Annotated in this window: 14 protein-coding genes; 10 read left to right on the plus strand and 4 right to left on the minus strand. The window is 33.9% G+C overall.

Going from position 1 to position 18,257, the window contains the following annotated elements; genetic code table 11:
• Nucleotides 1-16: 16 nt before the first annotated feature.
• From ACNRYB_RS19380 to ACNRYB_RS19390, 3 genes are all read left to right on the plus strand, one after another.
• Nucleotides 17-1,105, plus strand: coding sequence for an efflux RND transporter periplasmic adaptor subunit (locus tag ACNRYB_RS19380; protein ID WP_473728402.1), 1,089 nt, complete (start codon nt 17-19; stop codon nt 1,103-1,105).
• 304 nt (nt 1,106-1,409) lie between these two features.
• On the plus strand, nt 1,410-2,387 hold the full coding sequence (locus ACNRYB_RS19385) for a phospholipase D-like domain-containing protein (protein WP_473728403.1): 978 nt from the start codon (nt 1,410-1,412) through the stop codon (nt 2,385-2,387).
• Nucleotides 2,388-2,419: 32 nt separating this feature from the next.
• Nucleotides 2,420-4,150 (plus strand): ATP-dependent nuclease, encoded by a 1,731-nt coding sequence (locus tag ACNRYB_RS19390; RefSeq protein ID WP_473728404.1) that lies wholly within the window; start codon nt 2,420-2,422, stop codon nt 4,148-4,150.
• A gap of 213 nt (nt 4,151-4,363) precedes the next feature.
• On the opposite strand, the gene ACNRYB_RS19395 is transcribed toward ACNRYB_RS19390, so the two are convergent.
• Both ACNRYB_RS19395 and ACNRYB_RS19400 read right to left on the minus strand, forming a co-directional pair.
• Nucleotides 4,364-4,597, minus strand: coding sequence for a hypothetical protein (locus ACNRYB_RS19395; RefSeq protein ID WP_473728405.1), 234 nt, complete (start codon nt 4,595-4,597; stop codon nt 4,364-4,366).
• Nucleotides 4,598-5,275: 678 nt separating this feature from the next.
• Entirely contained in the window at nt 5,276-5,824 is a 549-nt protein-coding gene (locus ACNRYB_RS19400) for a type 1 glutamine amidotransferase domain-containing protein (protein ID WP_473728406.1), read from the minus strand.
• 367 nt (nt 5,825-6,191) lie between these two features.
• Here ACNRYB_RS19400 and ACNRYB_RS19405 point away from each other — a divergent pair, with 367 nt between their 5' ends.
• On the plus strand, nt 6,192-6,527 hold the full coding sequence (locus tag ACNRYB_RS19405; RefSeq protein ID WP_473728407.1) for a hypothetical protein: 336 nt from the start codon (nt 6,192-6,194) through the stop codon (nt 6,525-6,527).
• A gap of 67 nt (nt 6,528-6,594) precedes the next feature.
• Here the strand turns inward: ACNRYB_RS19405 and ACNRYB_RS19410 are convergent, their stop codons facing one another.
• A complete protein-coding gene (locus ACNRYB_RS19410) occupies nt 6,595-7,023 on the minus strand; it encodes a cupin domain-containing protein (protein ID WP_473728408.1) in 429 nt (142 codons plus the stop codon).
• Between the two features lie 130 nt (nt 7,024-7,153).
• Here ACNRYB_RS19410 and ACNRYB_RS19415 point away from each other — a divergent pair, with 130 nt between their 5' ends.
• The 6 genes from ACNRYB_RS19415 (at nt 7,154) to ACNRYB_RS19440 (ending at nt 15,085) form a co-directional block, all read left to right on the plus strand.
• The gene (locus tag ACNRYB_RS19415; protein WP_129747745.1) at nt 7,154-7,381 is read left to right on the plus strand and encodes a DUF2683 family protein; all 228 of its coding nucleotides are present in this window, start codon (nt 7,154-7,156) and stop codon (nt 7,379-7,381) included.
• Nucleotides 7,371-7,670 (plus strand): type II toxin-antitoxin system RelE/ParE family toxin, encoded by a 300-nt coding sequence (locus ACNRYB_RS19420; protein WP_129747744.1) that lies wholly within the window; start codon nt 7,371-7,373, stop codon nt 7,668-7,670. The genes ACNRYB_RS19415 and ACNRYB_RS19420 overlap by 11 nt, the downstream gene beginning before the upstream one ends.
• 438 nt (nt 7,671-8,108) lie before the next feature.
• Entirely contained in the window at nt 8,109-8,702 is a 594-nt protein-coding gene (locus tag ACNRYB_RS19425; protein ID WP_008467721.1) for a TetR/AcrR family transcriptional regulator, read from the plus strand.
• A gap of 249 nt (nt 8,703-8,951) precedes the next feature.
• Nucleotides 8,952-10,169 (plus strand): efflux RND transporter periplasmic adaptor subunit, encoded by a 1,218-nt coding sequence (locus ACNRYB_RS19430; RefSeq protein WP_473728409.1) that lies wholly within the window; start codon nt 8,952-8,954, stop codon nt 10,167-10,169.
• Between the two features lie 12 nt (nt 10,170-10,181).
• The gene (locus ACNRYB_RS19435; RefSeq protein WP_473728410.1) at nt 10,182-13,346 is read left to right on the plus strand and encodes an efflux RND transporter permease subunit; all 3,165 of its coding nucleotides are present in this window, start codon (nt 10,182-10,184) and stop codon (nt 13,344-13,346) included.
• Nucleotides 13,347-13,666: 320 nt separating this feature from the next.
• Nucleotides 13,667-15,085: a TolC family protein gene (locus tag ACNRYB_RS19440; protein WP_473728411.1), complete on the plus strand. Its 1,419-nt coding sequence runs from the start codon at nt 13,667-13,669 to the stop codon at nt 15,083-15,085.
• Nucleotides 15,086-15,253: 168 nt separating this feature from the next.
• On the opposite strand, the gene ACNRYB_RS19445 is transcribed toward ACNRYB_RS19440, so the two are convergent.
• The gene (locus ACNRYB_RS19445) at nt 15,254-18,109 is read right to left on the minus strand and encodes a hypothetical protein (protein ID WP_473728412.1); all 2,856 of its coding nucleotides are present in this window, start codon (nt 18,107-18,109) and stop codon (nt 15,254-15,256) included.
• Nucleotides 18,110-18,257: the final 148 nt, after the last annotated feature.

The following is an 18,257-nucleotide window of genomic DNA, read 5'->3' on the forward strand; positions in this document are numbered from 1 at the left end:
TATATAAAACCAAAAAATGAACACTAAAATTATAAAATATAGCCCGCTGTTTCTCGCAGCAGTATTTTTCCTTAACAGCTGTAATTCTAAAAAAGAAGAACCTGTTAAAGCAGAAATTGAACCTAAAGTAGAAACTTTCGCTTTAGCGAAAGAAAAACTAACAACAGAATTGCGTTTGCCAGCCGAATTAACCGGTTTTCAACAAGTTGATTTGTATGCAAAAGTGAGCAGTTTCGTAAAAACCTTAAAAGTTGATATTGGTTCTAAAGTAAAAAAAGGACAGCTTTTAATTGTGTTGGAAGCGCCAGAAATCAGTTCGCAATTGGCTGCAGCCGAATCGAGATTAAAATCTATGGAAGCCATTTATGCAACCAGCAAAAGCACTTACAACCGTTTGTATGAAACAAGCAAAGTCGAAGGAACGATTTCTAAAAACGATTTAGAAATGGCAAGCGGTAAAAAGAATTCTGATTACGCGCAATATCAGGCAGCAATTGCAGCACACAAAGAAATCTCGATTATGAGAGGTTATCTTGAAATTCGTGCTCCGTTTGACGGTGTTGTAGCGGCTAGAAATGTCAATTTAGGAACATTTGTTGGCCCGCAAGGAAAAGGATCTGATTTGCCATTATTGACGATTCAAGAGCAATCTAAATTGCGTTTGGCAGTTTCTGTTCCAGAATTGTACACAGGATATTTGCACCCAGGCGACGAAATGAGTTTTAATGTAAAATCGTTGCCAGAAACTTTTACCGCTAAAATTACCAGAATGTCTGGCGCTTTAGATTTAAAACTACGTTCTGAAAGAGTCGAAATGGACGTTCACAACACCAAAGGAAATTTATTGCCAGGAATGGTTGCCGAAGTTTTATTACCGCTTAACGCGAAAGACAGTACGTTTGTAGTGCCAAAATCGGCAGTGGTGAATTCTGCGGAAGGTTTATATGTGATAAAAGTAGTAAACCACAAAGCAACAAGAGTTGACATTAAAAAAGGAAGAGAAATCGAAGATAAAATCGAAATTTTCGGCGATTTGACTCCAAACGATAAACTGGTAAAAATTGCCAGCGAAGAAACTAAAGAAGGCGATGTCATAAACGAATAACCTGCGTTTTAGTCTTCAATTTAGTGATTACCAAAAACTGTACGCATTCTTAGGAATGCAAATTTAAAATTTGCCTAAAAGGGCAGTTCTTCTTTTTTGGAGGACTGTCCTTTTTTTGTTGTTTAATAAACAGGTATAAATACGTGACTGTTTAGATTAGTAAAATCATATTTTTGAAAAAATAACACCAAACAAACTTTCAAATAAACAGCTCAATTTGGATAGATTGTAGTTAATTGCAGCTATTTATAAGTTAGCTCTTATTATCCAGAATAACAAAAAACATTCAAACGAAATATATAAAATGATAGGAAATTCTTCTTCAACTTGGGGCGTAAAAAGAAGCGGTCAAAATATAAGAACTGATATTATTGGAATAATTTCTAATGCGCAACATTATATAATTATTGGCGGTTATAATTTTACATTTAAAACTGCAGGATATACCTTTTTCAAAGAACTTTATAGAAAATCAACCCAAGGAGTTCCTATTTTAATGATTATTCCTCCTAATCTTTCGGGAAATAACAAAAGCCATCAAGATGCTATAAATTTCTGTATTGCGAATGGAATTGGCTTAATTCTAAATGGTAATAATCACTCTAAATGGATTTTAACTGAAAATGATTTATACTACGGTTCTAGTAATTTTTCTGAATATAGTTGGAAAAATAGAGTTGAAGTTGTTACTATTCACAATTTATCTAGTATTAATTTACCTTGGAAAACCAGAACAGTTAATGATTTTAAAAGTTTTGTTCTAGAAGAAATCAACAAAATTCATAAACGAAAAATTATGACTCGTCGAATCGGACTAATTGTCTATACAAGATTGGTTTGGAACAATATAAAATCTAAGATGCTTCGACTAAATCCCTCAATTGAAAAAGTTATAAAAACATTAGAAAATTTTGAGAACGTATCATTATATCTCGAAAACGTGTCTGCTTTTTGGTTTGAATCGGAATATTTTGACGATTATTTAGAAGTAAGGGAATTATCCAGATCCATATTTAAAAAAGCGAACAAATTATGTATTTATGCTTACACCAATATCTACAACGAAAGTCTAATTTCAATTGAATCAAAACAATTAAATATAGATTTAAATGAAGAAATAATAAATAATTATAATAAAATCCATCAAGAATTGCTTGAAACAATTGACAATGCGCTGTCTCAATTGGCTAAGTTTGAAATGAAAAAGCCTTATGATCTAGAAAGCAAAAATCAAATTATAATAAATAAATTTGAAAATATTATTACAAACACCGACAACTAGTAAAACTTCTTACGATATTTTAAATCAAAACTATGTCAGAATTAAGAATCAAAAAATTATTGATTGGAAATTACAGATCATTTAATGAACGCATAGTCTTTAATTTTCCCAATAAAGAATATTTAAAGCCTATTTCAATTATCGGATATAACAACAGTGGGAAAACCAATATGCTAAATGCAATATTATACTCTATTGGTTATAAATATACTACAAAAGAGACTTTTACAATTAATGATTTTTACAATAGACAAATTGAAAATGTTCCACATATTGGCATTTTATTAGAAAGCTCAATTGAAGATAAATATGATGGTAAGCTAGCTAATTTAAACGGTTATCAGCAATTAGAAATACAAATAGATGGAATTGAAATTGAAGGGGCTAAATTTAAAAGTACTGACCCAACGGGACAACAAGAAAATTGGCAATCATTTGGGGCATTAAAATATTACAATGTTTTTTACATTAATTTTCACAATATAAAAGAAGAAATAAAGACTAAGAAAACTAGTTGGGGAAATTTATCTTCATTCTTAGCAAAACACATTCATAAATTAGTTGAAACAGATTCAGTATTAATTGATAAAAAAGAAGAATTTGATAGACAGACTAAAGAGGCGACAGAAAATGTATTAAGAGATTCACTTCTTCAAAATTTCATTGAAAAAATTAGAGTTAATTATAATACCAATTTAAGAAATAATGATTGTTATGTTGAATTTGGACTTCCTAATTATGAAGATATATTTTTACAAATGCTATTTAAAATTGGTTTAAATGGAAACTCTGAAAATTTAATACCGATCGAGCAATTTGGAGATGGTTTCATTTCTATGTTTGTAATGGCAGTTATTCAAGCAATTGCTGAAACAAATACTGAAGATAAATGTATATTCTTATTTGAAGAACCTGAAAGTTTTTTACATGAAAACCATCAAGAATATTTTTACAAAATGGTTTTGTGTCCATTAGCAAATAAAGGCCATCAAGTTATATACACAACTCATTCAGACAAAATGATTGATATATTTGACACTAAAAGTATTATAAGACTCGAGTTTGATGAAACTGAAAAGAGAACTGTCTGTAAATATAATAACACAGAGGAAGAACCTAACTTTGAGAATATTGTCCAGATAAATAATTTTAACAGTTATATAAAATCAATTGAACCAAATCTAAATAAAATTCTATTCAGCAGAAAAGTAATTCTTGTAGAAGGCCCGAATGATTTACTTTGCTATAACTACGCTTTTGAAAAAATAATCTATAATATTACTGAGGATTCTAATTTTTCTAAGGCATATTTGAACTTCAGAAATATTTCTATTCTGCCACATCACGGAAAAGCCACAGCCTTATATTTACTAAAATTGTGTAAGCATTTTGGTTTAGATTATTTCTTGATAAATGATTTAGATATGGAAATCAATATTATAGAAGAATTGAATCAGTTTGCAGAACTAAATGAATTACAAGAGAGTGACTTATATTTGTTTGATGGAGATGAAAATAGAAATGCTACTTCAAAAGGAATAATTACCACAAACTTTAATTTATTAAAAAGTGCAGGAATAGAAAAAATTCATTTTAACATCCCAAAACTTGAAAGAGTGATAGGTTACGAAAATGATGATAAAAACAGTTTAAGTATATGGAATCGTCTCCAAGAAATTGAAGATTTTGGAATTGATTTGATACCAGAAAATTTGACCAGCTTTTTAGAGTTAGATTCTATAACCGAAATTGTAGACATATAAAAAACATCTCCCATCTCATCCCGTGCTATGCGAAGTCTCCCGACTTCGTACACAACCTTATATTCCATTCCTATCTAGATTTGCAATGTACCATTGAAATGGGTAAGAAGTCAGGAGACTTCGTACAATATAAACGAGAATTTAGAGTAAATAAATTAAAATATAAAAACCTCGATTCTAAAAAAAAAATCGAGGTTTTTATATTTTAATAATTTACTCCTCACTCAAATAAGGATTCAAAATCTCCGCCAATTCATTGAGCCAATAATAATTGTCTTCAAAATTGGTTAGTCCGATTTGGAGGGTTTCGTGTTGTCGCATTACGCCTAGAGCTAAAATGCAATTTACTTGTCTTAAAATTTTAGCCATATCTTCAGGATCTATAATATGGTTAAAAAAATCAAGCAGCCTTGTTTCGGCTTCTTTGGAAAGGGTGTTTGAATTCATAATGTCGTAGTATTAGGAATATAAAAACCCTTGCATCTTAGTGTTCCTAACGCCTACGACAGCGTTTACGGTCGTTTCCGATACCGTACACATAATACAAGGGCAAGTCTTGTTCAAATCTAAAGTCGTAATTATAGGAACTTCAAATGTAAGAAAACTTTTTTAAAAAGAAAGATTTTTCTTTCAATATTGTTTCTATATTTATCAACTATATAATATACCAAATGTATAAAATCATTAGTAGAAATAATCATTTTTAAAATTATATGAATTGTCTTGAGAAAGTCCCAGCGGGACGAAATATTTATAGAAAATAATTTTTCCCATTTCAAAAGAGCCCCAGCGGGGTGAAATCTTGTCTACAATATGCCGCTCCGCTGGAGCTTTTGGTCGGTGCGTTTTTTGAATCTATAAATATTTCATTCCTCTGGAATTTTATTTTGCAGATTTAAAAACCACATTTTAATTAAAAGAATCAATTGCCTCCAGCTTTAGCAGGAGGTATAAATAGGAATCATAGAAAGGCTTTAGCCTAAATGTGTGTTTTGGCTAAAGCCTTGTTACTATTTAATCTTTTAATCCCCTAGTTAAAACTAGGGGCTACGCAATAAAAAAATGCAAGACCAAATTGATCTTGCATTTTCTATAATTTTTATAAATCTAAAAGAAAACGACTTTTTACGCTCTCTGGCGTTCATGTATTCCCTCTTTAATTTCTTCCACCATTTTTTTATTAAAAGCGGGTAAATCATTTGGGTTTCGGCTAGTTACTAATCCGTTGTCTACGACAACTTCTGAGTCTTCCCATTGTGCTCCGGCGTTTTTCAAATCGTTTTTAACAGAGAAAAATGATGTTACTTTTCGACCTTCTAAAACATCAGCATCAACCAGAATTTGAGGTCCGTGACAAATAGCGGCTACTGGTTTTTTACTTTCAAAAAAGGAACGTACAAAATCTACTGCAGCTTCTTCTCTTCTTAATAAATCAGGATTTATTACTCCTCCTGGCAGAACCAAAGCATCGTAATCGGCTTCATTCGCCTGATCTAATACAACATCAACATTATATTCTTTGCTCCAATTTCCGTCTTTCCAAGATTTGATAGTTCCAGATTTCAAACTGACGATATCTGCATTCCAACCTTGCTCTTCCAGATAGGCTTTAGGCGATGCTAATTCTGATTCTTCGAAACCGTTTGTGGCTAATATGGCGATATTCTTTTTCATAATTTCAAATATTTAAACGTTATTAATTTTGATTTACCTAAAATTAGTTATTTGAGAAAGGCAGAGAAAAAAGACCGTGTTAAAGCTTTCTTTAATAAAAGTTAATTAATTGGCAATCAAATTTTTATTAAAAAATAAAATGAAATTATGTAAAATTTAGGTCAATTTGGTTTACTATTTTATAGGCATTTATGAATCAATCAAGATTTCATTTCTACGGATTTTTTTTCTCAGACTTAAAACTCTAACTACATAAAAAACTAAAAAAAAACCTTATTTTAATACAAAAAAAACTTTTAGGGGTAATATCAATAAAATATGCCGTTTTAAATTTACTGACCTCGAGACAAACCAAATACCACTTCTTATGCCACTTACAAAAAAAATTGCGGAATTAATGACCAAAAAATACAATACCAATATTACTATTTTGGGCGATTACGAGGGCAGCAATCATACTTCGATTCTTGATAATGACAACGGAACAATCTTAGTTGTTTCAGACCGGAATCAGTTTTATTTTAAAGATCGGCATCGCAATCTTTGGCTGTCGGTTCTAGATCCGTTTCAAATAGATGGAAAACAGCATTATCCCGAACTGGGAGATTCTTATACCCTCAATCATGGAGTACAATACAGTTTTACAACCAAAGAAGCAATCGTAGAAATGGCTTCTCTCTATTTTGCAAAACATGCAGATTGATGTTGCCCTCAATGCTAATTTATTTCGGATTGAAAATGACCAAAAATTCAAAAGACAAGAAAGTAACCTATCTCAGATCCTTTTTAATAACTAAATATTTCAAGTCTGTTTTTCCTGCATTACTGATTCCATGTTCGGCATTTGGCGGACAATAGAAACTGGTATTTGGACCCGAGGTAACGGTTTTTCCGTCAAGGAAAAATTCAGCAGTTCCTTCTAAATTATAGAAAAATTCTTCTTCAGGATGATGATGCGGCGCGTGCGTCGATTTTCCAGGTTCGACAATACTCATTTTTAAAGTATTTTCTTGAGTAAAATCTTTGTTGGCAAACCAATATTGGTAACCGACTTTTGTTTTTGCGGCTTTGTTTATATCAAAATGATTGACACAGTTTTCGATGGTGTATTGCGGAGTTTCTTTTTTGGTTTCCTGAGAAAAAGTCTGTTGGAAAAATAAGACCGTAATTGTGGTTTTTAGGATAGTTAGGGTTTTCATTTTCTTTTTGTTGTAATGTTACGAAAAAATGCAATTCGCACTAACGAAGCAAACAAATAAATCATAGAGATTAACATGAAAATTAGACTTTTGTCTTAACTTTGTAAATCAACTTTAGTAAATTAATATCATGCAAGCAATTAACATCACGGCATATACAGAAGACGCTTCTCAAATAGAAGCTGTAAAAGCCTTTATGAAAGCACTAAAGATTAAATTTGAGATAGCAAATGTAAAACCATATGAGTTATCTGAAGAACAACAGCATATATTGAACGATCAAATTATTTCAGATAAAAGCCTATATACAGACGCGGACTCTGTGTATACCGATTTAAAAAAGAAGTATGAATTATAAGGTTATTGTTTCTCCAGTTGCATTAAAAAATATTGAAGAAGCTTTAGAATATTATATCTTAAAAGTCAGCAAAAAAGTAGCTTTAGACTTCCTTAATGATTATAAAAAAGTTTATAAAGCATTACAATTAAATCCTTTCTATCAAATTCACGATACTAATTATCGTTATCTTCCATTTAAAAAATTTCCATACGTAGCATTTTTCATAGTCGATGAATTATCAAAAACTGTATTTCTAAATGCTATTTTTCATACTTCTCAAAATCCAGAAAAATATCCTGTAAGATAAGAATCATCGATTATTATTATTGAGAACTTCGACTTCGTTTAGCCTGATAAGGATTTTGCAATTTCTTTTTAGGCATTATTTAGTTGCGAGATCTAATCTTTGTCGATTTGCGAGTGTAATCCTTCGTTCCTTAGGATGACAAACTTTGAGGTGAAATCTAATGAAAAAATATGCGTTCTCTCCTAGCCCCGATCGAAATGGCATCTTTTTGTGGTGGGGTTCACCACAAAAAATATAATGTAGAGCGGGACAAAACGTTCTTAAAAACGAAAAATCTTCTGCTCCTGAAAAAAATTAAAAACAAAAACATCAGTAAAATCAAGCCTTTTCAAACCATCTATAGTACGATAAGAAAATATTATGATAAAAATATTTTGAAATCCGAAAATCCGCCATACATTTGCCTAACAGTGTTAAACGATTTAATACTTGAATACAATGGCTAGCAAAGATCGAATTTTAAGACAAAAAGAAGAGACAAGAAATAATATTCTTGGCGCTGCTTATGATATCGTAAAAGATGAAGGCTGGAATGGTTTGAGTATGCGTAAAATTGCCGACAGAATCGAATATACTGCTCCTATTATTTATGAATATTTCTCGAATAAAGAAGCAATATTAGAAGAACTGACAGGCAAAGGTTTTATTAAACTGGCTAAAGAGTTGCAGACTGCAAAAGACAAGTTTGAAAAACCAGAAGATCAGTTAGAAGCCATGTGGATGACTTATTGGGATTTTGCTTTTACTAATACTGAAATGTATCAACTTATGTTTGGTGTTCAAATGACTTGCTGCGCACAGCGATGTTCGGCTCAGGAAGCACCTTACAAATTATTTACTGGTGTCATTGCTGAAATTATGAAGGACAGCAATCCTAGTGAAGATATCATAAAACAAAAATATTTTACTTTCTTTTCTGTTATTCATGGTTTAATCGCCATCAACATCATTAATAAAAGTGATATTTTAGAAACCATAAATGCTCAGATTTTGAAAGATGCTATTACTGGTATCATCAAATCTATACAATAAAAAAAATTTTCAATTTTACTTAACAGTGTAAAATAATTTAAACGGGATAACATAGAATCCTTTTTTTTATAACTTTCGCTTAACACTGTTAGAAAATTTAATAAAGGTAATAAAAGCTCTTTTTTTAGACTTTTACTTAACAACGTTAGATAATTTAATACTGATTTTGAAATAGAATTGGAAAAACTTACTGTATGGAAATTTGCGCACTTTTACTTAACAACGTTAGATAATTTAATTCAATTAAATATGAATCCCGAGAATGCCAGAATACCAAAGAATTTTATCCGAGAAAATGTTCAACCAATTAAAACCACAATGAAAATGAAAAATGTAATTATAACCAGTTTTATCCTGGCCTTAGTTTTAAGCAGCTGTGCCGACAAAAATCAGGCGCCTACTGCTCCACCCCCACCGGTTTTACCAGTATTAGCTATTACAAGTGCAAATACAACAACTGACTCTGAATATCCTGCTTCAATACAAGGAACTGTTGATGTTGAAATTCGCCCTCAAGTGAGCGGAAACCTTGACAGAATTTATGTAGACGAAGGTGCTTATGTAAGCAAAGGACAAACTTTATTTAAAATCAATGAGCGTCCATTCCGTGAGCAGTTAAACAATGCTTTGGCAAGTCTTCATGCAGCTGAAGCGGCTTTAATCAACGCCAACTTAGAAGTTGATAAACTGACTCCGCTTGTACAAAACAAAGTAGTTTCTGACTATCAGTTAAAAACAGCTAAAGCTTCTCAGAAAATAGCCACAGCGAATATCGAACAAGCAAAAGCAATGGTTGGTTCTGCAAAAATCAACTTAGGGTACACAAACGTAACAGCTCCTGTTAGCGGTTACATTGGAAGATTGCCTAAAAAACAAGGAAGTTTAGTTTCTGCAACAGATGTTGAACCGTTAACAACTTTATCAGACGTTCATGAAGTATTTGCTTATTTCTCTTTAGGTGAAACTGATTTCATCAACTTTAAAGAGCAATATGCAGGAAGTTCATTAGGCGATAAAATCAAAAAATTACCTCCAGTTACTTTGATTTTAGCTGATAACAATGCTTATCCTCAAACTGGAAAAATCGATATGGTTGACGGTCAGTTTGATAAAACTACTGGTGCAATCACTATTAGAGCAACTTTCCCTAACAAAGGCGGCGTGTTACGTTCTGGAAACACAGGGAGAATCCGTTTAGGATTACAGCACGCTGATGCAATTTTGGTTCCACAGTCAGCTACAGTAGAAATGCAGGACAAAGTATTTGTTTTCACTGTAGGGAAAGATAACAAAGTAACTAAAATGCCTATAACAGTTGTAGGTAAAAGCGGAACTAATTATTTAATTAAAGAAGGTGTAAAATCGGGTGACCAAATCGTGCTGAGCGGTATTGACAAACTTCAGGACGGACAGGCAATTCAGCCAGAGAAATCTACAAAAGTTGCCCAAGTAACTAATCAAAAATAATCCTAAAACACAATGTTCAAAATATTTATACAAAGACCTGTACTGGCAACTGTAATTTCCATCTTATTGGTAATTCTGGGAGTATTGGGTTTAACTAAACTGCCTTTACAACAGTTTCCTGATATTGCGCCTCCATCGGTTTTGGTAACGGCGGTTTATCCAGGAGCTAACGCAGAAACGGTTTTACGTTCTGTGGCTCCTTCTCTAGAAGAGTCTATAAATGGTGTAGAAAACATGACTTATATGAGTTCTACTGCCAGTAACGACGGTACTTTGGCTATTACGGTTTTCTTTAAACTGGGTACAGATGCTGATCAAGCTGCGGTAAACGTGCAAAACCGTGTGGCGCAAGCGACAAGCCAATTGCCTGCAGAGGTGGTTCAGCAAGGTGTGATCACGGCAAAACAGCAAAACTCTTTCATCATGGCGATTGGTATGTATACCGATGATGAAGCAAAATACGATCAGACTTTTGTTGCCAACTATGCACAAATTAATATTATTCCGGAATTAAAACGTATTCCGGGTGTAGGTTCTGCCAGTATTTTTGGTGGTGTAAAAGATTACTCTATGCGTGTTTGGCTGAATCCAACACAGATGTCAGCTTATAAAGTAACGCCAAGCGAAGTTATGGGCGCTATTCAGGACAAAAGTTTGGAAGCGGCTCCAGGTAAATTTGGAGAGCGAAGCAAGGAGGTTTTTGAATACGTTATTAAATACAAAGGAAAATTAACTAAACCCGAAGATTATGAAAATATTGCTATACGTTCTAATGCAGATGGCTCAGTACTTCGCTTAAAAGATGTAGCGAGAGTTGAACTTGGAGCTTACTCTTACAACAGTTTAACTCGTTTAAATGGTAAAAAAGGAATTGTAATTGGAGTTATCCAGTTAGCTGGATCTAACTCAAATGATATTCAGATTGCCATTAACAAAATGATGGAAAAAGCTTCTAAAGATTTTCCAAAAGGCATTAAACACAATATTTTCTATAGTACAAAAGTATCTTTAGACCAATCTATCGAACAGGTTGAACATACCTTAATTGAAGCTTTCATTTTAGTATTCATTGTGGTATTTATCTTCTTGCAAGATTTTAGATCAACATTAATCCCGGCTATTGCTGTACCTGTAGCAATTTTAGGAACGTTCTTCTTCATGCAGTTATTCGGATTTTCGATCAACCTTTTAACACTTTTCGCATTAATTCTGGCGATTGGTATTGTGGTCGATGATGCCATTGTGGTAGTCGAAGCGGTGCATGCGAAAATGGAGCATAAACGTTTGTCTCCAAAAATCGCCACCCATGAAGCAATGCACGAAATAACGGGTGCTATTATCTCGATTACGCTGGTAATGGCTGCTGTATTCCTGCCGGTTGGTTTTATGGAAGGCTCAACAGGAGTTTTCTATCGTCAGTTTGCCTTTACAATGGCAATTGCAATTGTAATTTCGGCTGTAAATGCCTTAACATTGAGTCCAGCGCTTGCTGCATTATTCTTAAAAGATAATCACGGAGCACACGATCACAATGAACCTTATCAGAAAAAAGGATTTAAAGAAAAATTCTTTAGTGCTTTCAACAGCAGTTTTGAATCACTTACCAATCGTTACGTTGGCGGAATTAAATTCTTAATCAGAAGAAAATGGTTGAGTTTAGGCGGATTAGCTTTAATTACTTTGGCAACAGTGGTGATGGTAAAAACAACTCCTTCTGGGTTTATTCCAACAGAAGATCAAGGATTTATTGCGATTGCAGTGAATACGCCATCTGGAACATCATTAGACGGAACTCAAAAGGTAATGACCGAAGCTGAGAATACTTTAAAAGCATTAGACGCTTCAAGATTCGTAACAGCGATTTCTGGTTTTAACTTATTGACGAATTCAACAAGCCCATCCTCTGCAGTAGTTTTCGTTTTATTGAAACCAAACGAAGAACGCGGAGAAATAAAAAATATTGACGAAATCATGAATCAGGTTCGCGGTAAACTGGGATCTATTTCTGGAGGAAGTTTCTTCGTATTCAGTTTCCCAACCGTTCCAGGATTTAGTAACGTTGAAGCATTGGATTTAGTGCTGCAAGATAAAACAGGAGGAAAACTGGATAAATTCAGTGGAGTTTCTCAGAATTTTATCGGAGAATTAATGAAACGTCCTGAGATTGCCGTTGCCTTTACTTCTTTCAAAGCCGATTATCCACAATTGCAATTGGAAGTTAACGACGAAAAAGCAAATCAATTGGGTGTTAATGTAAAAGACATTTTACAAACGATGCAAGCTTACTTTGGTAGCGCACAGGCATCTGACTTTAACCGATTTGGTAAATATTACCGTGTAGTGGTTCAGGCAGATATTGAAGACAGAGCCGATCCGACTTCGATTGACAGAGTTTTTGTAAAAAACAAAACAGGCGAAATGGTGCCAATAAATACTTTAGTAAAGCTGACTCGTATTTATGGTTCTGAAACCGCTTCTAGATATAATTTGTTTAACTCAATTTCAATTAATGCGATTCCGAAACCAGGATTTAGTTCAGGAGATGCCATTAAAGCTATTGAGGAAGTAGCAGCACAACAATTGCCTGCAGGTTACGGGTTTGAATTCTCGGGCCAAACGCGTGAGGAGATTTCGTCAGGAGGACAATCGGCAACTATATTCTTACTGTGTTTGATATTCGTTTATTTCTTACTTGCTGCACAGTACGAAAGTTACATTTTGCCTTTGGCAGTAATCTTGTCAATTCCTGCAGGTATTTTTGGAGTATTCGCTGCTATTGGTTTAACAGGAATTCAAAACAACATTTACGTACAAGTTGCACTTGTCATGCTGATCGGGCTTCTCGCTAAAAATGCCATTCTGATTGTGGAATTCGCAGCACAGCGAAGAAGATCAGGACAAGGTTTAGTAGCAGCTTCAATTATGGCAGCAAAATTACGTTTGCGACCAATTATCATGACGTCTCTTGCTTTTGTGGTGGGATTAATACCAATGATGAGCGCCAAAGGTCCATCAGCACAAGGTAACCACTCCATTAGTATCGGGGCAGCTGGAGGGATGCTGTCAGGAGTAATTCTAGGTTTGTTCATCATCCCTGTTTTATTCATCATCTTCCAGCATTTACAAGAAAAAGTGAGCGGAAAACCAATCGCTGTAATTCATAACGAAGAAAAATAATAAATGGAAAACTATATCACAACCATTCTTATCGCCATCATATTTGGCATCGGATATATATCGTACAGAATCTCAAGAGATCTTGAAACTAGAAAAGATACTTGTACAGAGTAATCTGTTGAGAAAAAAAATTAAACACATAGAAACATAGATTTTTTTTGCTTTTCGAAAGAATAGAGAAAGAAACTAGTTTCTAACACATAGATCTATGTGAATTTATGCAAGTGAAACGCCTTTTATGCGGTTTCAAAAGCTATGTTTCTATGTGTTTCAAAAAAATTACACCCAGCGGGTTAAAGGAATTTTAATAAAAAAGACTAATGAAAAATCATATAACCAAAATCGTGACCTTCGCCATTCTGATCACGACTTTAATATCCTGTAAAGTCTCTAAGGATATTGAAACTCCAAAAGATGCATTTCCTGAGAATTTCAGGAATGCATCGGTTTCGAGTGATACTACGAGTATTGCCGATGTGGAGTGGAAAAACTTCTTTACAGAAAAAGATATTATCAAATTAATTGACAGTGCCGTTGCCAGAAACAACGACCTTCAGATTGCTGAAAAAAATATAGAAATTGCGCAATACCGTTTTACACAGTCAAAATGGGGAAATGTACCTCAAGTTAACTTATTTGTAAACGCAAGCACAAGCAATCCGTCTGACAATAGTTTTACGGGATTAAACTTAAATCAGGCAATTGGAGCTAAACATATTGACGACTATTCTGCTGGAGCTTCTCTTTCTTGGGAGGCTGATATTTGGGGAAAGATCAGAAACCAAAAGAAAGGGGCTTACGCAGGATATCTTCAATCAGAAGAGGTAAAAAAAGCATTGCAAACGAATATTGTGGCTAATGTTTCTAGAGGATATTATAATCTTTTGATGTTAGACGCACAATTGGATATTGCCAGACAAAATTTACGTTTAAATGATAGTACAACCAATATTATCAAATTAAAATACGATGCCGGTCAGGTAACTAATTTAGCGATTCAACAGTCTGAAGCACAAAAATTAAACTCGGCACAATTAATTCCGTTATTGGAACAGAATATTGCGATTCAGGAAAATGCTTTGAGCGTTTTAACAGGTTCGTTTCCGAATTCTAAAGAAAGATCTGTTCGTTTAAGCGCACTTGAAGTAAAACATAATACAGCAATTGGAGTTCCGTCTGCTTTAGTAAGCAGAAGGCCAGATGTAAAAAGTGCCGAATTGGCTCTTAAAGTGGCAAACGCAAATGTCGGTATCACGAAAGCGGATTTATACCCAGCTCTCAGAATTACGGCTCAAGGTGGCGTAAACTCTTTTGAAACCAGCAATTGGTTCAACATTCCGGCTTCTTTATTCGGAACTGTTGCAGGAGGTTTAACACAACCGCTTTTGAATAACAAAAGACTTAAAACGCAATATAATATTGCTTTAGCAGAAAGAGAAAAAGCAGTTTTAGCTTTTAGACAATCTGTTTTGGTTGCTGTAAGCGAAGTTTCTGATGCTTTGGTTAAAGTAGAGAAATTACAGCAGCAGGAAACTTTCTTAAAAGAAAAAGTAAAAACATTACAGCAGGCTATTAAAAATGCTAACCTTTTATTCAAAAACGGTTTGGCAGAATATCTTGAAGTTTTAACAGCTCAAGCAAACTTATTGCAAAGCGAATTAGAACTTGCCGATATTAAAAGACAACAGCTTACAGCCAATACAGATTTGTACCGCGCTCTTGGCGGAGGCTGGAAATAATACCCGTTACATTACCCGTTAATTATTTATTTTTTGAGATGAAAACGCTGTGAGACTTTTTGGGTTTCATGGCGTTTTTTGTTTTGTTCCGTAAACGGGAAGTAAAATATAAAAAAACTGCTCGAAAAATGATTCTCGAACAGTCTTATTATTTCTAAATGGTTATATTTAATTTATCAATTTCAATACAAAACTAGTATCATCGCAAGTATTTGCAGAATTATTACTATCTAATTTGCTTGTAAGAGATATTGTTACACGATCATTCATATTCAATTTTAAATAATTTTTAGTACCTGAATTTGTCCCATAAATTTCTGATGGCGATGCATAATTTGGACTCCAAACTACAACATTATTTACCGTAATTTCAAAGGCAGTAAGGTATGGGCTGGTGTACCCTTTTGTATGACTATTAAAACTAATTTCATACAATCCTGTTTTTGGCACTTGAACTATGCTGTTTTCAACTAAAGATCCTCCATTACCAATAATTTTGCTATCAGTAAAATTGACAGTAGAGCTCGTTGAGGTATTCTTACTAATATTTGCTGTACCACCAGTTAAAACAACTTGCCATGCCGATCTATCTTTTGCTGTCGAAACCCACCCTGTATCATTACTAGTTCCATCCCAATAATACAATCCTATACCATTACCATTTTGCATATCATCGTTATTATTATAGACCAGTTGTCCAGGTATAGGTTCATATTGTAATCCCGTTTTAGATTTGTTGCTTGAAAGCAATAAATTTGGAACAGTATAAAACCCCTGAGATTTTTGCATCACTTCTCTCAAATTGATCATTTTAAAAACGTCTCCACTACCATCGACTGTAATAAATTGAAGCATATTAGCATCATTTGCTGTTCCAATCCATCTGCTATCTAAAAAGTCAACACGAAATCCAGCATTTTCTACAGCAACTACCTTGTTTTGATTAAATCCAATCCCCCAATTATTAGTTCCGTCACCATTGATAAGATTGTCATTCATGTTTAAGGCCTGAGTTGCTGTATGGTTCCCTAGGTTATCTCCTGCAACAGTAATAGCAGAAGGATCCGTCCAAGTAAGATTACCAGAAGCATCAGAAACTGCTATTTTTCCTGCTCCTGCTCCTGTAGTAATCTGCGCTGCTGGAGTAACTGTTTTTGTTGTAGCTGTAAGGTTCGTTCCTGTTACTGTGCCACTCGCTGTTACATTTGCCGCACCAGAAATATTCTTAGAACTCATTACTAAATCTTGAGTTGCTGTATGGTTACCTAAATTGTCTCCAATTCCCGTGATTGAAGCTGGAGCTGTCCAAGTAAGATTACCAGAAGCATCAGAAACTGCTATTTTTCCTGCTCCTGCTCCTGTAGAAATCTGCGCTGCTGGAGTAACTGTTTTTGTTGTAGCTGTAAGGTTCGTTCCTGTTACTGTGCCACTCGCTGTTACATTTGCCGCACCAGAAATATTCTTAGAACTCATTACTAAATCTTGAGTTGCAATATGATTTCCTAAGTTATCTCCTGCAACAGTAATAGCAGAAGGATCCGTCCAAGTAAGATTACCAGAAGCATCAGAAACTGCTATTTTTCCTGCTCCTGCTCCTGTAGTAATCTGCGCTGCTGGAGTAACCGTTTTTGTTGTAGCTGTAAGGTTATCACCAGTAACTGTACCGCTAGCTGTTATATCTGTTGCACCAGAAATATTCTTAGTACTCATCACTAAATCTTGAGTTGCTGTATGGTTACCTAAATTATCTCCTGGTGTAGGATCAGCTAAAGGAACCCATGAATTTCCTTTTTTATAATATATTCCTATGCCTTTTCCATTTTGCATATATGGATTTATGTTGTACACAAACTGTCCTTCTTCGGGCAATTGAAGTAAATTTGCAAGAGCATGACTTACAGTATTATCCACAAGGCTTATTTTAGGCATGAAATATTGATTTTGAGCAACATTCATGATTTCATCTAATGATGTGCTTCTTAGTATTCCACCATTCTCATTTCGTGTGACAAAATCAAAACCATTTGGCTTTCTCTCCGAAGGATCATTTGGTTTCAAATTTGGCAGTTGCTCAATTACAACATATCCATTTTGAAAAAGATATTTATTCACATTAGTATAATCCTTACTTGTATAATCAAAATCACCTAGTCCTTTTGCGAATTTCAATCCCCAGTTACCACCACCTCCGTTAATACCATAGACTCCCATATCTAAGTGTTGAGTTGCTTTATGATTGCCAAGGTTATCTTTTCCTGAGGGAACCCAGCCATAGTCACCGCCAATATTACCCCAGTAATACAATCCAACACCAGCTCCATTTTGCATAAAATCATTAGAGTTATAAACTAATTGACCAATTATTGGTTCATATTGTAAACCATTTGTCGATTTAGTATCAGAAAGTGCTATTTCTGGAATAATATAAAATTCCTGAGATTTTTGCATTACTTCTTTTAAAGTGATTATTTTAAAATCGCTTCCAGCGGCATCGACTGTAATAAATTTTAGCATGTTAGCGTCATTAAGATTTGAGATATATTTTCTATCTAAATAATCAACACTTAATCCAGCACCCTGTATTGCAACTACGTTCTTGTCATCACGATTTTTTGAAAAGCTCAATCCCCAATTTGGATTTCCATTATTGTTAATTGGCCAATTTTGTATATTCAAAGTTTGTGTCGCAATATGATTTCCCAAATTATCTCCAAGAGAAGCTCTTGTTACCCATTTCAAAACTCCGGTTGGGTCTGCAACTAAAACGTTATCTGTGTTCGCTCCAACCTGTAATCCATCAATAGTTAACGTATTTTCAGAATTGGTTACAATTGTAGTAGGTTTTAGTAAAGCTCCTCCTAATTCAATGTTACCACTTTCAGCTTTTAATCCGTTATTTGCTGTAATAGGATTAGTGAAAACTTTTACCTTTTTTCCATTTGGTGTTACTAATGTTTCTGTTTGTGCCATCACAAATCCGCTTTGAGCTAATAAAAGCATACAGACAATCTTCTTTATTTTCATTGTTTATTTTATTTAATTGATTAATTCATAAAATGAGCACGAAAATAAAATTACAGCATGCAGGATTTTACCTCTAAAAGTTTTCTTTGTATTAAAATGAGCTATTTTTTTTACTTTTTTTATCCTAAATATATTTTTAATAGCTTAA

This window comes from Flavobacterium sp. CR10 (assembly GCF_055814415.1).